Origin of the sequence: Halomonas sp. (assembly GCF_034520545.1) — a bacterium.
Classification (GTDB): domain Bacteria; phylum Pseudomonadota; class Gammaproteobacteria; order Pseudomonadales; family Halomonadaceae; genus Halomonas.
Map to the genome: position 1 here is coordinate 99,008 of NZ_JAXHNN010000010.1, position 15,741 is coordinate 114,748.

General features: G+C 64.2%; 10 protein-coding genes and 1 pseudogene. 2 read left to right on the top strand and 9 right to left on the bottom strand.

Translation table 11 applies throughout. The features are described 5' to 3' along the window. Nucleotides 1–58: 58 nt before the first annotated feature. Nucleotides 59–2,851, bottom strand: a complete 2,793-nt coding sequence (locus U5L98_RS08960; protein WP_322557976.1) for an HAD-IC family P-type ATPase — start codon at nucleotides 2,849–2,851, stop codon at nucleotides 59–61. Between the two features lie 224 nt (nucleotides 2,852–3,075). Here U5L98_RS08960 and rluF point away from each other — a divergent pair, with 224 nt between their 5' ends. Both rluF and U5L98_RS08970 read left to right on the top strand, forming a co-directional pair. Beyond that, nucleotides 3,076–4,098, top strand: a complete 1,023-nt coding sequence (gene rluF / locus U5L98_RS08965) for a 23S rRNA pseudouridine(2604) synthase RluF (RefSeq protein ID WP_322557977.1) — start codon at nucleotides 3,076–3,078, stop codon at nucleotides 4,096–4,098. Between the two features lie 33 nt (nucleotides 4,099–4,131). Then, a complete protein-coding gene (locus U5L98_RS08970) occupies nucleotides 4,132–4,737 on the top strand; it encodes a DUF938 domain-containing protein (protein WP_322557978.1) in 606 nt (201 codons plus the stop codon). Nucleotides 4,738–4,758: 21 nt separating this feature from the next. Here the strand turns inward: U5L98_RS08970 and U5L98_RS08975 are convergent, their stop codons facing one another. The 8 genes and pseudogenes from U5L98_RS08975 to U5L98_RS09010 form a co-directional block, all read right to left on the bottom strand. Beyond that, complete coding sequence (locus U5L98_RS08975) at nucleotides 4,759–4,950, bottom strand: hypothetical protein (protein WP_322557979.1); 192 nt, start codon at nucleotides 4,948–4,950, stop codon at nucleotides 4,759–4,761. 31 nt (nucleotides 4,951–4,981) lie between these two features. After that, nucleotides 4,982–5,548 (bottom strand): TRAP transporter large permease subunit, encoded by a 567-nt coding sequence (locus U5L98_RS08980; protein WP_322557980.1) that lies wholly within the window; start codon nucleotides 5,546–5,548, stop codon nucleotides 4,982–4,984. After that, nucleotides 5,457–5,732, bottom strand: a complete 276-nt coding sequence (locus U5L98_RS08985; protein ID WP_322558934.1) for a TRAP transporter large permease subunit — start codon at nucleotides 5,730–5,732, stop codon at nucleotides 5,457–5,459. Before U5L98_RS08985 ends, U5L98_RS08980 begins: the two co-directional genes overlap by 92 nt. Before the next feature lie 48 nt (nucleotides 5,733–5,780). Then, nucleotides 5,781–6,059: pseudogene (locus U5L98_RS08990) on the bottom strand (C4-dicarboxylate ABC transporter substrate-binding protein); the annotation flags it as partial. Nucleotides 6,060–6,135: 76 nt separating this feature from the next. After that, complete coding sequence (locus tag U5L98_RS08995) at nucleotides 6,136–6,336, bottom strand: DUF2188 domain-containing protein (RefSeq protein ID WP_322557981.1); 201 nt, start codon at nucleotides 6,334–6,336, stop codon at nucleotides 6,136–6,138. Nucleotides 6,337–6,495: 159 nt separating this feature from the next. Continuing rightward, a complete protein-coding gene (locus U5L98_RS09000) occupies nucleotides 6,496–6,744 on the bottom strand; it encodes a hypothetical protein (RefSeq protein WP_322557982.1) in 249 nt (82 codons plus the stop codon). A 210-nt stretch (nucleotides 6,745–6,954) separates the two neighbouring features. After that, nucleotides 6,955–9,132, bottom strand: a complete 2,178-nt coding sequence (locus U5L98_RS09005; protein ID WP_322557983.1) for a UvrD-helicase domain-containing protein — start codon at nucleotides 9,130–9,132, stop codon at nucleotides 6,955–6,957. Beyond that, nucleotides 9,129–15,683: a DEAD/DEAH box helicase gene (locus U5L98_RS09010; protein WP_322557984.1), complete on the bottom strand. Its 6,555-nt coding sequence runs from the start codon at nucleotides 15,681–15,683 to the stop codon at nucleotides 9,129–9,131. The genes U5L98_RS09005 and U5L98_RS09010 overlap by 4 nt, the downstream gene beginning before the upstream one ends. Between the last annotated feature and the right edge of the window lie 58 nt (nucleotides 15,684–15,741).

Here is a 15,741-nt window from a genome sequence, read left to right on the forward strand (position 1 = left end):
TGTTGCGCTGCAATATTAAAGCGCGAGGTCATCCTATCAAGCCGCCTGGAGGCAGGCGTCACGACTCCTGGCGTGATGCACGATCGCGGCCTGGAGCCTGTTCCCCTGAAATCAGGTTGAAGTGACGCAGCACCCACTTTTCCAGCTCCACCACCAGAAAGAGAGCAAGGCCGGTAGCCAGGATGAGACCCCAGTGAAGAAGGCTCAGGCCTTCGCCTTCGAACAGCAGCTGCATGAAGGGCAGGTAGGTCCAGCCAAGCTGGATCAGGATGACAAGACCGATGGCAATCAAAACGGGACGGCTACCGAAGATTCCTTGGAGGCTCAGGGAGCGGCCCACCAGAAAGCGGCTATTGAGCAGGTAGACGATTTCGCCCATCACCAACATGTTTACTGCGCCGGAGCGGGCCAGCTCGAGACTGCCGCCCTGGTCGAGGATCCAGAAGAAGAGACCGGTTACCGACGCCACCAGCAGTACCGAAACGAATACTACCCGCCAGAGCATGAAGAGAGACAGAAGAGGAGCGTCGGGATCCCGCGGCTGGCGGCGCATTATATCGGCCTCGGGCGACTCGAACACCAGCGCCATCCCCAGAGTTACGGCCGTGACCATGTTGACCCAGAGAATCTGCAGCCCGGTGATGGGCAGTGTCATGCCGCCGAGCATGGCGAGGAGCACGGCCAGGCTCTCCGCGCCGTTGGTTGGCAGAAGGAAGGTAATGGTCTTGCGTATGTTGTCGTAGACCTTGCGCCCTTCCTCGATGGCCTTCTCGATGGTGGCGAAGTTGTCGTCGGCAAGCACCATTTCCGAGGCCTCCTTGGCAGCCTCGGTGCCCTGAAGACCCATGGCGACGCCTACGTCGGCGCGCTTGAGGGCAGGGCCATCGTTGACCCCGTCACCGGTCATGGCGCAGATGCCGCCCTGGGCCTGCATGGCCTTGACCAGACGCAGTTTGTGCTCGGGGGCAGCCCGGGCAAAGACATCCACTTTTCGAACGCAGTCCTGAAGCTCTTCGTCCGACATCTCTTCGATGTCGCGGCCGGCAACGGCTCTTTCGGTTTGGGAGAAACCCAGCTTTTCGGCGATGGCCCGGGCCGTCTGGGGATGGTCGCCGGTGATCATCACCGGGCGGATGCCGGCTTCCAGGCACTGCGCGACGGCTTCGATAGCCGCTTCCCGGGGCGGGTCGAGAAGCCCTGTCATGCCCAGCAATACAAGGCCCTGCACGACGTCGTCGCGCTCCAGCTCCTCGCAGTCGTCGGCGCGCTTCTCGGCAATGGCCAGCACTCGCAGACCCCGTGACGAGAGCTCCTCGATGTGGTCTTCCCACGCATCGGTATCGAGTTCCACCTCCTCACCGTCGCAACGCACCCGGTCACACATTTCCAGCAGCTGGTCCGGGGCGCCCTTGACCAGAATACGCTTCTCGCCATCGATCTCGTTGAGGGTGGCCATGTAGCGGTATTCCGATTCGAAGGGCAGGGTGTCAAGGCGGGGATGCTCCTCGCGCAGTTTCGAGGCATCGAGATCGGCCTTGGCTGCCGCCACCACCAAAGCACCTTCTGTGGGGTCGCCCTCTATGAGCCAGCGGTCGTCCTCGTGCTTGAGCTCTGCCTCGTTGCACAGCACCCCGGCAAGCAGCAGGTGCTCGAGGTCGGGATGGTCTGAAAGCGCGAGAGTCTCGCCTTTCTCTTCTCCGGCGTCGTCTTCCGGCTCGCCCTCGGCCTGTTCTGATACTTCGTGGAGACTGCCTTCCGGAGAGAAGCCCACTCCGGAGAGGCGCACTTCCTTGCCCTCGAGGCGGATGGCCCGGGCGGTCATCTCGTTGCGGGTCAGGGTGCCGGTCTTGTCGGTGAAAATGGTGGAAATCGAGCCCAGGGTTTCGACGGCCGGCAGACGACGTATGATGGCGTTGCGCCGGGCCATGGCCTGAACACCGATGGCCAAACCGATGGTGACGATGGCCGGCAGGCCTTGCGGAATGGCGGCCACCGCCAAGGCGACGGCCGCCATGAACATCTCGGTGGCGGCCTTGCCATGCACGAAGATACCGATGGCCGCGGAGAAGGCAGCGCCACCGACGATGAAGATGGCGAGCATGTTGCCGGCGCGGTCCAATTGGGCGAGAAGCGGGGTCTTCAACTTCTCCACGCCCTGCAGCATCTCGGAGATGCGGCCGATCTGAGTATGACTGCCGGTCTCCACCACCAGGCCTCGGGCGTTGCCCTGTACTACCAGCGTGCCGGCATGGGCCATGGGATTGCGCTCAGCCAGCGGGGCGTTTTCGTCGACGGCTTCGTTTGATTTATCGACGGGCTCGGATTCGCCGGTGAGAGGCGCTTCCTGAGTGCGCAGGCGCTGGCTCTTGATCAGGCGCAGGTCGGCGGGTACCCGATCACCGCTTTCGATCAGCACGATGTCGCCGGGAACCAGCTCCGTGGCATCCAAGGTGGATCGCCTGCCGTCGCGCAGGACCTTGGCCTGTGGCGAGAGCATGTTGCGGATGCTGTCCAGCGCCCGCTCGGCCTTGCCCTCCTGGAAGAAGCCGATCAACGCGATGATCACCACCACCGCGATAATGACGGCAGCATCCAGACTGTGACCAAGAAGCTGGCTCGCTACCGCGGCAACGATGAGGATCAACATCAGGATGTTGTTGAACTGATCAATCAGGCGTTTCCACCAGGGCCGCGATTCTGCCTGCTTGAGCTTGTTGGGGCCATGCTCGGCCAGCCGATCTTCGGCCTCCGCGCTGTCCAGTCCTTCGGCGCTGCTGTCGAGACGCTCGAGAGCCTCCTCGGTCGAAAGGGCGTGCCATTCGGCATGCCCGTTCTGGGGGCGATCCGTCATGCTGTTTCTCCGGCCGGGAGCAAGAATCAAAGGTTACTGCACAGCATGTTGCACCGCAGTGATCCAGCGCAAGGATTGTCCGACAAACCCCTATTGGTCGGTAAAAGCGGTTGGTGGAAATGCCGTAACGGGACCGCTGGTCGTCGGGCGGATCACACCTTACACTGCCCGGCACAGTGCCTTGCTAACACGGCTTTCTCTCTTTTTCGTTCCGGACGCGTTCCATGGCCCAGACCCTCTCGAAACGGATCAACAAGTACATCAGCGAGAGCGGCATGTGCTCGCGGCGAGAAGCTGACCGCTACATCGAGCAGGGCAATGTCCATATCGATGGAAGGCGCGCCACCCCCGGTGACCAGGTCTTCCCGGGCAGCGTGGTCAAGGTCAACGGCCAGGTTGTCGAGCCGCTGGAACTGGAAGACGAGGATCTGGTGTTCATCGCCCTCAACAAGCCGGTGGGCATCGTCAGCACCACGGATCCCGGCGAGAAGGCCAATATCGTCGATTTCGTCAAGCATGGCGCCCGCATCTTTCCCATCGGCCGGCTGGACAAGGATTCCCAGGGGCTGATCTTCCTGACCAACAAGGGCGACCTGGTCAATCGCATCCTGCGGGCAAGCAACCAGCACGAGAAGGAGTACCGGGTCACCGTCGACAAGCCGATCACCGATGACTTCATCGCCGGCATGGGCGGTGGCGTGCCGATCCTCGGTGAGGTCACCCGCAAGTGCCGAGTGGTCAAGGAGTCGCGCTTCGTCTTCAATATCACCCTGGTCCAGGGACTCAACCGCCAGATCCGCCGCATGTGCGAGGTATTCGGCTTTGAGGTGGTGAAGCTCGAGCGAATCCGCATCATGAACGTATCCCTCAAGGGTCTGGCCCCCGGGGAGTGGCGGGACCTGACGTCCTCCGAGGTAGCGACGATTCTCTCCCTGACCGAGCACTCTTCCTCTGAGGCTCAGGGCCTCCAGTCGACCAAGAACAAGGGCCGTCAGTCGAACCGGAACAAGGGCCGCAAGGTCGCTACCGGCAAGCGAGGTGGGCAGAAGCGCGATACCTCTCGGCAGGGTGATGGCGGCAAGCCGGCGACACGCAAGACGGCCAGCAAGTCTCATGCCGCCAAGTCTCAAGCTGGAAAGCCACCGCCGGGAAAAACGTCTGGCTCTCGAAAGCCTGGGAGCAAGCCGGCAAAACGTACGCACCCCAAGGGCGGTGTCCCGTCACGCAAGTCCAGGGGCAGGAAGTAGCCGTCTCCCGAGGAATCGGCCATAAGGAGCACCATGAAGGACCCACGCCTGAAGAGTCCCGCCGTGGCGCGCAATCGCCAGCCGATCCTCGAGGTGTTGCAGGATCTGCTGCCCGAGAGGGCGCGTGTGCTGGAGGTGGCCAGCGGTAGCGGTGAGCATGCCGTGTACCTTGCCGGGGCAAGGCCTGGCTGGCGGTGGCAGCCCAGCGATCCCAACCCCCATGCACTTGCCTCCATCGACGCATGGTGCGAAGGGGCTGGGTTACGCAACCTGGCCGCCCCGATTCGGCTCGACGTATCCGATCCCGATGACTGGCCCGACGGCCCCTTCGAGGCGATCGTGGTCATCAACCTGTTGCATATCTCGCCCTGGACGGTCACCGAGGCGCTGATGGCGGGCGCTGGCACTTCTCTGGCGCGTGCTGGGGTGCTCTACCTCTATGGGCCGTTCAGGCGGGAGGGACGCCATACGGCCCCATCCAATGCGGCCTTCGATACGGACCTCCAGGCCCGCGACCCGTGTTGGGGCATCCGTGACCTGGACGCAGTGACGTCCGAAGCCGAGCGATGTGGCCTCGACCTCGAGCGCGTGGTGGCCATGCCGGCCAATAACCTCAGCGTGGTGTTTCGCAGGCCATAGGACCGCAACAGGGCGCTGTCGTCACTCGGGGAACTCGCCGGGTTGGCGGTACTCGACGCCCTCGGCTTGGCGCTCCTCACGGGTCTTGGTCTCGTCCTCGGCGGGCACGCCCCACACGGTTTCCCGGCGGCCATCCTCCCAGGTGTAGGTGGTGCAACCGGCGAGCAAGGCCAGGGCGAGCAGGCCGGCGGCAGGCGTTATCGATCGATGCATCGGGCATTCTCCTTCTTCAATGACCGGGCTCCTAGCCGGAAAGGCCAAGCAGTATCGGGACATAGACCACCAGCAGCAGCACGCTGATCAGTCCTAGCAGGTAAGGGATGATAGCGCGGGTGATACGCTCCAGCGGCAGTTGGGTGACCGAGGAGGCCACATAGAGGTTGATCGCCACTGGCGGTGTGATCATGCCGATGGCCAGCCCCACCACGATGATCAGGCCGAAGTGGATCGGGTCGATACCCAGCTGAGTCACCAGCGGCAGCAGCACCGGGGTCAGGATGATCAAGGCACTGGCCGTCTCGATGAATACTCCGGTGAGCAGTATCACCGCCACCACCAGCAGCATGATCACGAACGGGTTGGTGGACAGCGTCCAGCTGAGTACCGCCGAGGTGGCGATCACCAGCATGATCACCGCATAGATGATCATGGGCACTGAGGGTGGAATCACCACGCCGATGGTGCCGCTGGCAGCGATAAGACTGGCTGCTGAGGCCGGCTCATAGCCCTTCTTGCGTAGTTCCGGCACCAGGCTCGAGCCTACCGCGGCGGTGGTCGCGGCCCCGGAGCCGGAGATGGCGGCGAAGAACATGCCGGCCCCCCACCGAGACGATGGAGAGCCCGCCCTTGAGGAAACCGAAAAGCGAATCGGCGAAATCCACCAGTTTCTCGCTCACCTTGCCCTGGGCCATCAGGTCGCCCGCCAGGATGAACATGGGCACCGCCACTAGGGCAAAGGAGTTGATGCCCTGAAACATCTGCTGGGTGACCACCATCAACGGGACACCCTGAGCATGGAGAGCCACCAGGACGGCCAGAAACCCCAGCGCCTCCTGGATGCGCGGCAGGTAGTCGCCGAATTGCTCACCATATTTCTCGTAGACCGGGGCCACGGCGTCCTGGAAGGCGGCAATATCGGGTTCTTCGACGATCTGCATTCCGGCCTCGCGCAGCTCCGCCAGCTGCTCTGCTTGCATGTCGGCGTTGACCTGACTCTCATGCTCGGCGGCTTCCTGAGCGGCCGCCTTCATTACCTGTTGAGCGGCTTCGGGCAGATCATTCCAGACCGGCATGCCCATCACGAAGATCTCCGGTGCAGTTGTACTGCATGGCGATGAAACCCAGCTCCCGGGCCAATCTCAGGGAATGCTGGCACATAGCGGTAGTAGGTAACCGCGGCTAGTCCTGGACGTTGCTGGGAGGAGAACTCCCGTCCTCACGGTGAATCACGAGCACGGTCTTCTGGGTGAAGCTGACCTGCCGGCCATAGGCCTCGGCGGCCTTCTTGGTGGCAAAATGCCGGCAGTTTCGGGAGTCGCCTCTGCGTACGTTCCAGCCTCCCTTGGCATTCGGCACTACGTGATGCGTCGTCCGGTTCATGGTGTCGTCCCTCCTCTGCGGTGGGCGCTGCCGAGATGGCATTCATTGAATTATAGCGTTCTCGCCGAGGGGGGCAGATGATTTCACCGCCATTGCATGACTCAGGTCATGCAATGGCGGCGACCAGGAAAACCGGGTCAAGCGGGGTACGGAAATTTCTCACACGAAGTCAGGATCTTCCGTCCTGACGGTAATCGGCTCTTCCTCTCCGGGTACCATCACGGCGAATTCACCACCCCCGAGGTGGGTGACCGAGTGGCCCTCCCGGGTCCGAAAGGAGGAGGGGCCGTCGCTGATGGCCCCGGTATGTTGCAGGTCGCTGAGATCCCTGACACTGACAAACATGTCGATAAAGTACTCGTTGCCGGCCGGGTCGAAGGCCATGATGGTTCTTTCGTTGCGGGACATGGGGGACACCTTGGATAGGGAAGCCTGCTCATCATTCTAGCCGTCGCCGTCGCGAGTCTTCCAACGCATCCGGCCATAGCACGGTGAAATGCCGGGCCGCGGTGGTTCTACGAATCTCGGCCTCCAGGTCGTGCGAAGGCTTCATTGTCTTTCGTGAATTGCTTGGCCATTGCGTCAAATCGACGCATACAGCGAGAGCGTTAAGCCATCTCACTCTCCCAGGAAGGCACTGGGCTGGCCGTGGCTTGAGACATACAACCGCTCGATGGCACGAGTGGCCGCCACATGCAGCAGGGCGCGTTCGTTGATTTCACGGTTGCGCTTTTCCACCGGGTCGTCGGTGTGTGAGGCGGACTTGGCCGGTATCACGCCATCGTTAACGCAGACGATGTGCATCTCGCGGAACTCCAACCCCTTGACGCGATGCAGGGTCGCCAGCCTGATGCCGGGTTGTTGCGTATCGTCGGCGGCGTCTCGGGAGACCCGAAGCGTCATTACGCCGCGATCTTTCAGCGCCCCTTCGATCTGGTTCAGCAGGTGCTGAGTGCGGGCGGCCACGCAGCAATCGGCGCCGATGCTTTCCAGGGTTTCCTCGTCGTGGTCGGCCAGGTGGGTCTTGAGTCGCTGGGCCAGGGCATCCATCTCGGCGTCGAAATCCGGATAATGCGTGACCTCCGGTGCCTGGCCCTGAAGCAAGGAGCTGTAATCGTCCTGACTATCGCTTCCCTCGTCGAGATCGTCGATATCCTGGCCCTCGAGCAGTGCCACGGCGAAGCGTCGAGTCTGCTCGGTGGTGCGGTAGTTGATGCGCAGCTTCTTGCCGCGTCCGCGGATGTTGATGCCACAGCGTGACAGCGCCGCCCGCCTGCCGTAGATACGCTGATGGCCATCGCCGACGATGAACAGATCGTTCTCGCCTTCGGGGACCAGCTGTCGCAATAGCGTCAGGGTCTCGGCGCCGAAGTCCTGGGCTTCATCGACGATGATATGGGCGAAGCGTGATGCCAGCTCGCCGCGTTCGGCCATGGCGATCGCCTCGAATACCCCGTCCTCGAAGGGCCGCAGTCGGGCGTGGCTCAGCTGGCTGCGCATCTCCTCGAACACCGGCCACAGGGCGGCACGCTGACGGCGGTTGAGTGCCACGCCGCGGCCGGTACGCGAAGCCCGGAAATAGTCCTGTCGCGTCAACACATGCTGAGGCAGAACCACCTGTTTCCACTCTTCCCAGTAGAAGGACTCCGGCAGATCGGGGTCGCTGGGGCGCACCTGGAGGGCCAGGTTCCAGGTGTCGCGATAGTCCTTCTGGCTGTCATAAACCAGGCGCGGTGCCCCGGGCTGGCGGATCAGTCGCGATACCAGCCGGTCGATATTGATTACCTCGATGCGGGCCAGTTCATCGGGCTCACATAGCTGTTGCAGATGCTTTTCAATGTCCGTGGCCAGGTTGCGTGTGAAGGTGGTGAGCAGTACCCGGCTGCCGTCCTGGCGATCCAGCCGTTCGATCAGCCGCCGAGCCAGCCAGCGGGCACGATGCATGGCCACCACCGTCTTGCCGGTGCCGGCACCGCCGAGCACGCGCACGGCACCGTTCCAGTTCCGCTCCACCAGCCTACGCTGGGAAGGGTGCAGGAAGACGCGCCAGTGGGCCAAGGGCGCCTGGAGCATGCGTTCGAGCTCGCGTTCCTCTTCGACGACCCGAAAGCGACGCTGGCTGTCGGGCCGCTTGAGGGCGGCGGCGAAGTCCTCGCGATCGATCGGCTGTGGCTGGTCGGGCACCCCGTAGATTTCCAGCACCTCGTCCATCGGCTCGCCCTGGGCCAGGAAGGTGAGAGCTTCCAATGCTTCCTCTGGCAAGCGCGAGGCCAGGTCGCCGAGTTCGGTTTCGCGGGTCAGTGCCTTGACCGGCGCTAGCATCGATTCAGGCACGCCCAGGCGCAGCAGCTCCCTGTCGCGTATCGCGAACAGCGGTTCGCCTTCTGCCGCGGTGAGGTCTTCCGAGGCCGGTGGCGATTCGTTTGCCGCTTTGGCGGTGGCGTCCGGTGACGGCTGGGTGCTGGAGGCGAGGATCTGCAGGCTGCCGGTCTGGGGATGGATGTCGATGCGATGACGACTGGCCCAGGCGTAGGCATCGTCGTGCTTGTCGACCCACATCAGCACGTAGACGTTGCCAGACTCGGGTTTGAGCACGATGGCGCGGTATTCATCATCCACACGGATCGAGCGCAGGTTCGGGTCGGGCGTGGCCAGGGTTTCGTAGTTGAGCCCCGGCGAGCGAGGGTTTTCCCGGAACTTGGTGACCATGGCCATGACCTTGCCCTGCTTGCGCCGCGGAATGCGCGCATAGGCCTCCAGAAACTCCTGTGACAGCGCGACGGTGATCTCGCTCATGGGTCACTCCTCTTGTCGATGCTCAGCCAGTCCGCCAGGCGCTCGATGGCGTTGTCATCTTCCGGTGTCACGACGCGCCAGTCGGAGAGTGCCTGCTGCCAGCCGGCAGGCTGGTCGTTTGCGATAACCACGGCGACGCGCTCCTTCTCCCAGGCTAGTTCCAGAGTAATGCTGGCTTCCCCGTTAGCGTCCAGGATGTCCAGTCCCGGCGTGGGCACTGGCAGGCCACGCTCGCCAATCGCCAGGACCCACTCGGGTGGCAGCAGGGTGAGCTCGTCGTCGACCAAGGCCTGCCAGCCTCGTGCGATGGTGTCTTCTGTTGCCGGAGAAGGCTCGCCACGGGAAAGTTGGAGCGGGCATTCGGCCACGACATCCGTCACCAGTTGATTGGCCACCCCGCGCATGGAACACAGCGAGAAGCGCGGCAGGAACTGTAGCAGGTTGGCGGCATGCCAGAAGGTGCGCCAGCGTGCCTCGCCCTCGGGGCTCTGTGGCAGATGACGATCATCCAGGCTCAGGTGAAGGTGCAATTCGTGCCCCAGCCGACGGGCATCCTTCAGCGCCTCTGCCGCGATGCCGACCGCCACCTCGGCGCCAGGCAGGTCTCCTTCGTCGGTGCCGTTGCCCAGCGCCTCCAGGGCGCCGCCGAGCAGTTGGCGGGTGCTTTTCTCGCCGGTTGGGTCGGTGAGCAGGGCATGACGAATGCTTGGCGGTGCCCGTTCCGCCAGCTCCTGCTCCATGGCCTGGCGCAACGCCGGTTCTTTCAGGGTGCGCTGATCCAGCCAGTGGAAGGCCTGGCCCATGCCCGCCTCGGCGAGTCGCCGAGCGGTCTCCCGGGGTGCGCGCAGGTATTCGAGCAGCCAGGCTAGCGAGCTCTCATGGAGATCCTTCAGGCCATCGTGGCGACTGGCCAGGCTCAGCTTGTCGGCCAGGCCGGCGTAGGACTGCCCCAGGTGGCCCGGGGCATGACGGGACCAGAGAGCCCCCGTAACCGGCTCATCGTTGAGGTCGCGCCAGCCCAGGGTCCAGACATGAAAGCGGTTTGATGCCAGCACGGCCTGGCGCTTGGCGGTGTCATCATCGAGTCGATCATGATGGTACTGGAAGCCGTCCAGGTAGAGAGCGACGGGGCGTGCGCAGCGGTTGTCCTCGGCGGCGGGCCACAGCACGAAATCCGGCCGGGTGGCTCTTTCGACGTTGTCCGTGGGGCCCAGGTTGCGTTGCGGCTCGATGCGCCAGCTGGTCAGCCGGTTTTCGCCGATCCGCAGGGTCAATCTCCACCCCGGGTTGTTGTCGATCAGCTCGGGTACCAGGCGAATGCCAGGTGCCAGGGTCGGCAGGCGGTCGATGAATCGTTGCTCCAGCTCGCTTTCCACCAGGGCATTGAGGTCGACCTGCTCGAGCCCTTCAACCGCTATCAAGGAATCGCGGCGCTCGAGGATGCGCCCCAGCAGGTCGCGAGCCAGGCGCCGCGAGATCTTGGCCATGTGCCGGCTCTCGCGATAGGCCAGCAGGCAGCGATAGCAGCCGTCCAGCTCGGGGATCTCCTGGCAGCCGCAGGCATCCAGGGTGCGGAAGGCCTTCTCCAGCATGCCGAGCAGGGTCTCGGGCGACTGCATCAGCTCCTTCAGGTAGCCGGTGCCACCGGGCACGCTGTCGTAGATCACCAGGTAGTGGCGCGAGGGGCCGCTCATGTCGCCGGGAGTCTGCTGTTCGGTGATACGCAGATGATCGACGCTACCGCGGAAGTGCGCCTTGAGGCCCAGGTGCAGCGCGGCAATCAGGGAATGGCGCGCTGTGTCGGAAATCGCCACATCCGAGAGCGGTAGCAACAGGCGCAGGGCTTCGGAAGCCAGCTCGCGATAGAGGAAGAGACTATCGAAGAAGTCGCTTTCTTGTTCCACCGCATCACGACCGGCCAGCTTGCAGTAGCGCTGATGGCGCTCGAAGGCCTTCATCTGGGCGCGCTGTACCTTGCCGCAATGCTTGCAGACCCGGAAGCCGCTGCGAGGGCGCTCGTCGCCGGCCACGGCCAGCGACGGTGCCTGGTCGTCATGGCGGCCAAAATTGATCTCCAGGAAGTGCGCCCGGGGTACATACTCGAAGCCGAACGGACATTCCGGGTCATCGATGCGGTAAGCGAAACGTGCGCTACCCGGGGCGATGTCGGTCAGCATCTGGCGGGTATAGAAGGACGGCTCGCGCTGTTCGCTGTCATCGCCGATGCGGCTGTCACGGTCACGCACATTCGCGGTGACCTCGCGCAGGCGCAGCAGCGAGCGCTTCTGGGCACCGTCGGCCCACTGGGGGCTGCCGCAGCGTGGGCAGGCGCCATGGATATCGCCCTTGGCGAGGTTCTCGCTGAAATGACAGTGGTTGCATAGCCGCCACTGTTCGACATCGCTCAGCCGCAGGTTGACCTGGTCGATCTTCAGGGCGCGGCCCACTGCATAGAAGGTATTCTCCGGTGCCAGCTCGACCAGCGCGCTCTGTGCCGGGCGCTGGAAGTCGTAGCTGACGATCTCATAGGGCTTGCCGGCGGTTTTCTCGTTGTCCGCTGCGCCGGTTTTTGCACGTTGTGCCTTGCTTACCGAGCGCACCACCACGCCGTTCAGGGTTACGCCTTCCTCCGGGAATGCGTAGTTGGGCAAAAGTCCCTCATCGGTGAAGAAGTTCAGGGTGTGCTGTTGCCCCAGGCGCTTGGACAGTTGCATCAATGCCTGGCGTTCGGTGGTGATGGCGGCGATGGCCTCGCGGTTGGCCTCGTCGTCGGGCGCCTTGCGGCGACGCTCCAGCTGGTTCTTGTAATCGCGGATGGTGGCTTGCCAGCTCTCGCGCTGCTTGGCCTTGTGCAACAGACGGTCGGTGATGCGGTATTCGAGGCTGCGGCTGTCCTCGGCGTTGCCTTGCAGATAGACCCTGAGATGCTCGATGGCGTCCTCGCCGAGCGCGGGAAACAGCGCGCAGAAGCCCTCGAACAGGGGCCGTTGTCGCTCACGAATGAAGGCCAGCAAGGGATAAGGGAAGCCGTTTCGGGCATCGCGCAGGACATTGTCGAGGACCTGTGAAAGGCGGCTCGGCAGCATGGTGTCGTCCAGGGTGCCGGCAGCCGCCGCCTCGCTGACCCAGTGGTCGAAGGCGTAGGCCAGCAGCTGGCGCTCGAGCACGGCGGTGGCCTGCAGGAAGACACCGGGTGTCTGCACGCTGCCCGCCATCATTTCTGAGGGCTCGGCATAGAAATAGAGATCGTGGGGCGCCGCGTTGGCGATGGTCACATTGAGGGCGTTGCCGTCACGGCGCCCAGCGCGGCCGATGCGCTGCAGGTAATTGGCCTGGGCTGGCGGGGTGGAGCAGAGCAGCACCGAGGAGAGATCGCCGATATCGATGCCCATCTCCAGGGTCGGGGTGGCCGAGAGCAGGTTGATGTCCCAGGGGCGGTCGCCGTTGATGAAGGAGTGCTCGACCCGTGCCCGGGTATCGGCATCGAGTAGCCCGGTATGCTCGTGACTGACCACCCGGGTGGGGGTGCTGCGCGAGGGCGCGATCTCCCAGCGCGGGGATTCGGCCACCGCCAGCCGGCCCCGGCAATAGGGTTGCAAACAAGGCAACTGCTGCCAGAGCATCACCTGAGCGGCGGGCACCTGGTGGCGCTGGCCGCAGCCCGAGCAGCGCAGGGCCAGCAACTGGGTCTCGGCCCGCCAGTGTGCGCGAGTCAGGCCCCACACCCTGTGCTGGCGGAACTGGGCGATCGGGCGAACCAGTCCTTCTCGTTCCAGCGCCCGCAACGCCAGCTGATAGGCCTGGGCGATATCTCCGGCCAGGGCCTGGTCGGCCTCCAGCAGCTTGAGGAACCAGGCGGCGTACCAGTTCTGCTTCGAGCCCGTCACGCTGTCGAAGGTCCTCGTGGCCGGCTCCAGGGTCAGGAAGGCCGGCGGTGCCGAGCGCGGACCATAGTTGGGCAGGAAGGGCCGGCTGCGGAAGAACCAGGTCTGACCGCCTTCCTTGACGTAGTCCGTGATCGCCGGGTGATCGAAGGCACCGCGAATGCGCATTCGGTGGAGCATGCCCAGCAGGAAGCGTCTTGCCTGGAGGCTGTCGACCGTGCCCATTCCCGGCAGCTCTTCCGACCAGTCTCCGGCCAGGCGCTCGGCGGCGGCCTCGAGCAGCGCCGGATCGAGCGCCAGGCTGGCCCGGCCCTGGCGTTCCAGGGTGCGACCGATCTGGCTGCGCAGGCCAAGCTCGGTATGCACCTCCCAGTCCAGCCGCTTGCCGACCAGCTCGGGCAGATCGCTACCCGCCGGCAGGCTTCCCTCGGCTTGGAGGGTATCGGCATCCTGCAGCCAGGCCATGTTGGGGGCCAGCCAGCGGCCGACGAAATCCGCATCGCTGCCGGCCTGGCGGTGCATGGCCGCGGCGAATGCATCGCCCAGTTGATCCAGCGACAGCCCCTGGCCATCTGCGGACAGCCAGCCATCCAGCGCCTGGCGCAGGGCCTGGCGCCAGGTGCGCGCCTCGAAAAAACCCGCCCGGTGGGCGGCATCCTGCACGCTGTCCGAAAAGGCGATGGCCTTGCGGTCATCATTGTAGGGGGACTGATAGAGCCGGCCCAGAAGCGTGCTGGAGAGCGACGCCGCGCGAAAACCGAGGATCGAGAGCCCGCCCCGAGAGCGGCACCAGGGGCAGTGATCGGTGCTGGCGACCAGTCTTTCCTTGCGGCGCTCCTGCAGGCCGGGCTGCCAGACCCTCAACAAGTCCGTCGATTCGCAGCCGGCACATCGGCGGCGAGCCTCGCCGTTGTGCAGCGACCCGCAGCGGCTGCATAGCTGCTTGATCTGCCCCACGCGATCCTCGGGCGGCTGGATGTCATCCGCCAGCGGGTAGAGCAGGCAGAGATCCGGTCCCTGCTGGAAGTAGACCCGATAGAAGGCCGCCAGATCACGCGAGACATGGCGGTCATCCTCCTGTTTCAGGGTGCCCCAGGCCGCCGCATGGCAGTCGCGGCAATGCACCAGCGGCAGGCGCAGGGGAGCGTCATCGGTTGTTTGGCCTGCGGGGAACCCGACGGCCGGCTTGCCCTGAGGATCGTCGTCGGCATGGGTGAGTTCGGGTGTCTCCGCTACACTGGCCACCATCCGGCTCAGCTCGCGAAGCCAGAGCTGCAGGCGCACCGTCAGCAGCGGCACCCGTATTGGCGAGCCATCCTCGCCTTCCATCGCCTCGCGAGCGGCCGAGACCAACGCCAGCAGGCTGTGAAGCAGCACTTCGGGCTCCTCGGTCAGGCGTCGTTCGCGTTTCCATCTGGCCAGCAAGCCGCGCAGGTCGGTGACGCCCTGGCTGTCGCGCAACAGGCGATGAAAGGCATCGTGGCGCTTGAGATCGATACCCAGGGCCACGCGCGCCTCGTCATGGCGGGGGTGAGAGGCATTGCCTAGCGCCGCCGGATCGGTGCAGGGTTCGGCATCACCGGCGGGGAACCACTGCCGGAAGGCGGATGCCAGGTAGGCTTCGGGCCGATCATAGCGTTGAGGGTCGAGCTGGCGTCGCTCGGCCAGGCTCTCGGGCCAGGTGTGAAAGACCGGCTCGCCGACCTTGCCTGCCGCCTCGGCCAGGTATTCCTCCGCCGAGAGGCGATCCTCCAGGATCAGGCTGTCGGTGTCGAAGAGGGTGGCGAAGATCTCGCCGGCGTAGTCACGCAACTGCTGGGAGGCGTCGGTATCGCCGATGGTGGCCGAGGTGCCCACGCAGGCCAGCTCGTCTTCGGCCTGTAGGCGTTCGCGCAGGCGACGGATCAGGCAGGCCAGGTCGGTGCCCTGGGCGCCATCGAAGGTGTGCAGCTCGTCCACCACCAGGTAGCGCAGGGTACCGGGCGCATTGTAGCGCCACAGCGGCTGGTCCTTCGGCCGCATTAGCAGGAAGTCCAGCATCTTGTAGTTGGTCAGCAGGATGTCCGGTGGGTGCTCGCGCAGGGTCTCCTTATCGGTGATCACGCCTTCCGGGCTCATGGTCTTCGCCGGCTGCGCCTGGTCGTCGCCAGTGAACAGCCCCACGGTCAGCTTGCCGTCCAGCTTGTGGATCTCCCGGGCGAAGCGCCGCGCCTGGTCACTGGCCAGGGCATTCATGGGGTAGATGATCAGCGCCTTGATGCCACGTTTCTCGGTGACGGCCGGGTCATGGCGCAGCGCCGCACAGTGGTCGAGAATCGGCAACAGGAAGCATTCCGTCTTGCCCGAACCGGTCCCGGTGGCCACCAGGGTCGAGAGCTTCTCGGTGCCGCACAGGCGCTGGAAGGCGCGCTGCTGGTGGCAGTAGGGCGGGAAGCCTGGATTCACATGGCGAAAAGGAGGTGGCCGATCATCACGGCGGAACGGCAGGCCCAGCGACAGATAGGGTCCCTTGAGCAGCTTGCCCGGTGTGGTCAAGAAACGCTCGATCAGCGCCGTCTCGCCCTGCTCCCCGGTACCACGGAAGAGTGCCGTGGAAATCGGAAAAGCCGCCCGAAGGTAATCATGCAGGCTCAGTTGCAGTTCATGGGCGACGACACTCGGCAGCATGCAGGCTCCTTGGGCATTCCCTTGCGTAGGCGCAAGCCTGAAGCAAAGTTAACAAAAA

Coding starts and splice junctions, on each gene's coding strand:
- U5L98_RS08980 (WP_322557980.1), bottom strand. CDS start 5,548: ATGTTCTTCGCCGCCATCTCCGGCTCCGGGGCCGCGACCACCGCCGCG.
- U5L98_RS09000 (WP_322557982.1), bottom strand. CDS start 6,744: ATGTCCCGCAACGAAAGAACCATCATGGCCTTCGACCCGGCCGGCAAC.
- U5L98_RS08975 (WP_322557979.1), bottom strand. CDS start 4,950: ATGCATCGATCGATAACGCCTGCCGCCGGCCTGCTCGCCCTGGCCTTG.
- U5L98_RS09005 (WP_322557983.1), bottom strand. CDS start 9,132: ATGAGCGAGATCACCGTCGCGCTGTCACAGGAGTTTCTGGAGGCCTAT.
- U5L98_RS08995 (WP_322557981.1), bottom strand. CDS start 6,336: ATGAACCGGACGACGCATCACGTAGTGCCGAATGCCAAGGGAGGCTGG.
- U5L98_RS08970 (WP_322557978.1), top strand. CDS start 4,132: ATGAAGGACCCACGCCTGAAGAGTCCCGCCGTGGCGCGCAATCGCCAG.
- rluF (WP_322557977.1), top strand. CDS start 3,076: ATGGCCCAGACCCTCTCGAAACGGATCAACAAGTACATCAGCGAGAGC.
- U5L98_RS08985 (WP_322558934.1), bottom strand. CDS start 5,732: ATGGTGGTCACCCAGCAGATGTTTCAGGGCATCAACTCCTTTGCCCTA.
- U5L98_RS08960 (WP_322557976.1), bottom strand. CDS start 2,851: ATGACGGATCGCCCCCAGAACGGGCATGCCGAATGGCACGCCCTTTCG.
- U5L98_RS09010 (WP_322557984.1), bottom strand. CDS start 15,683: ATGCTGCCGAGTGTCGTCGCCCATGAACTGCAACTGAGCCTGCATGAT.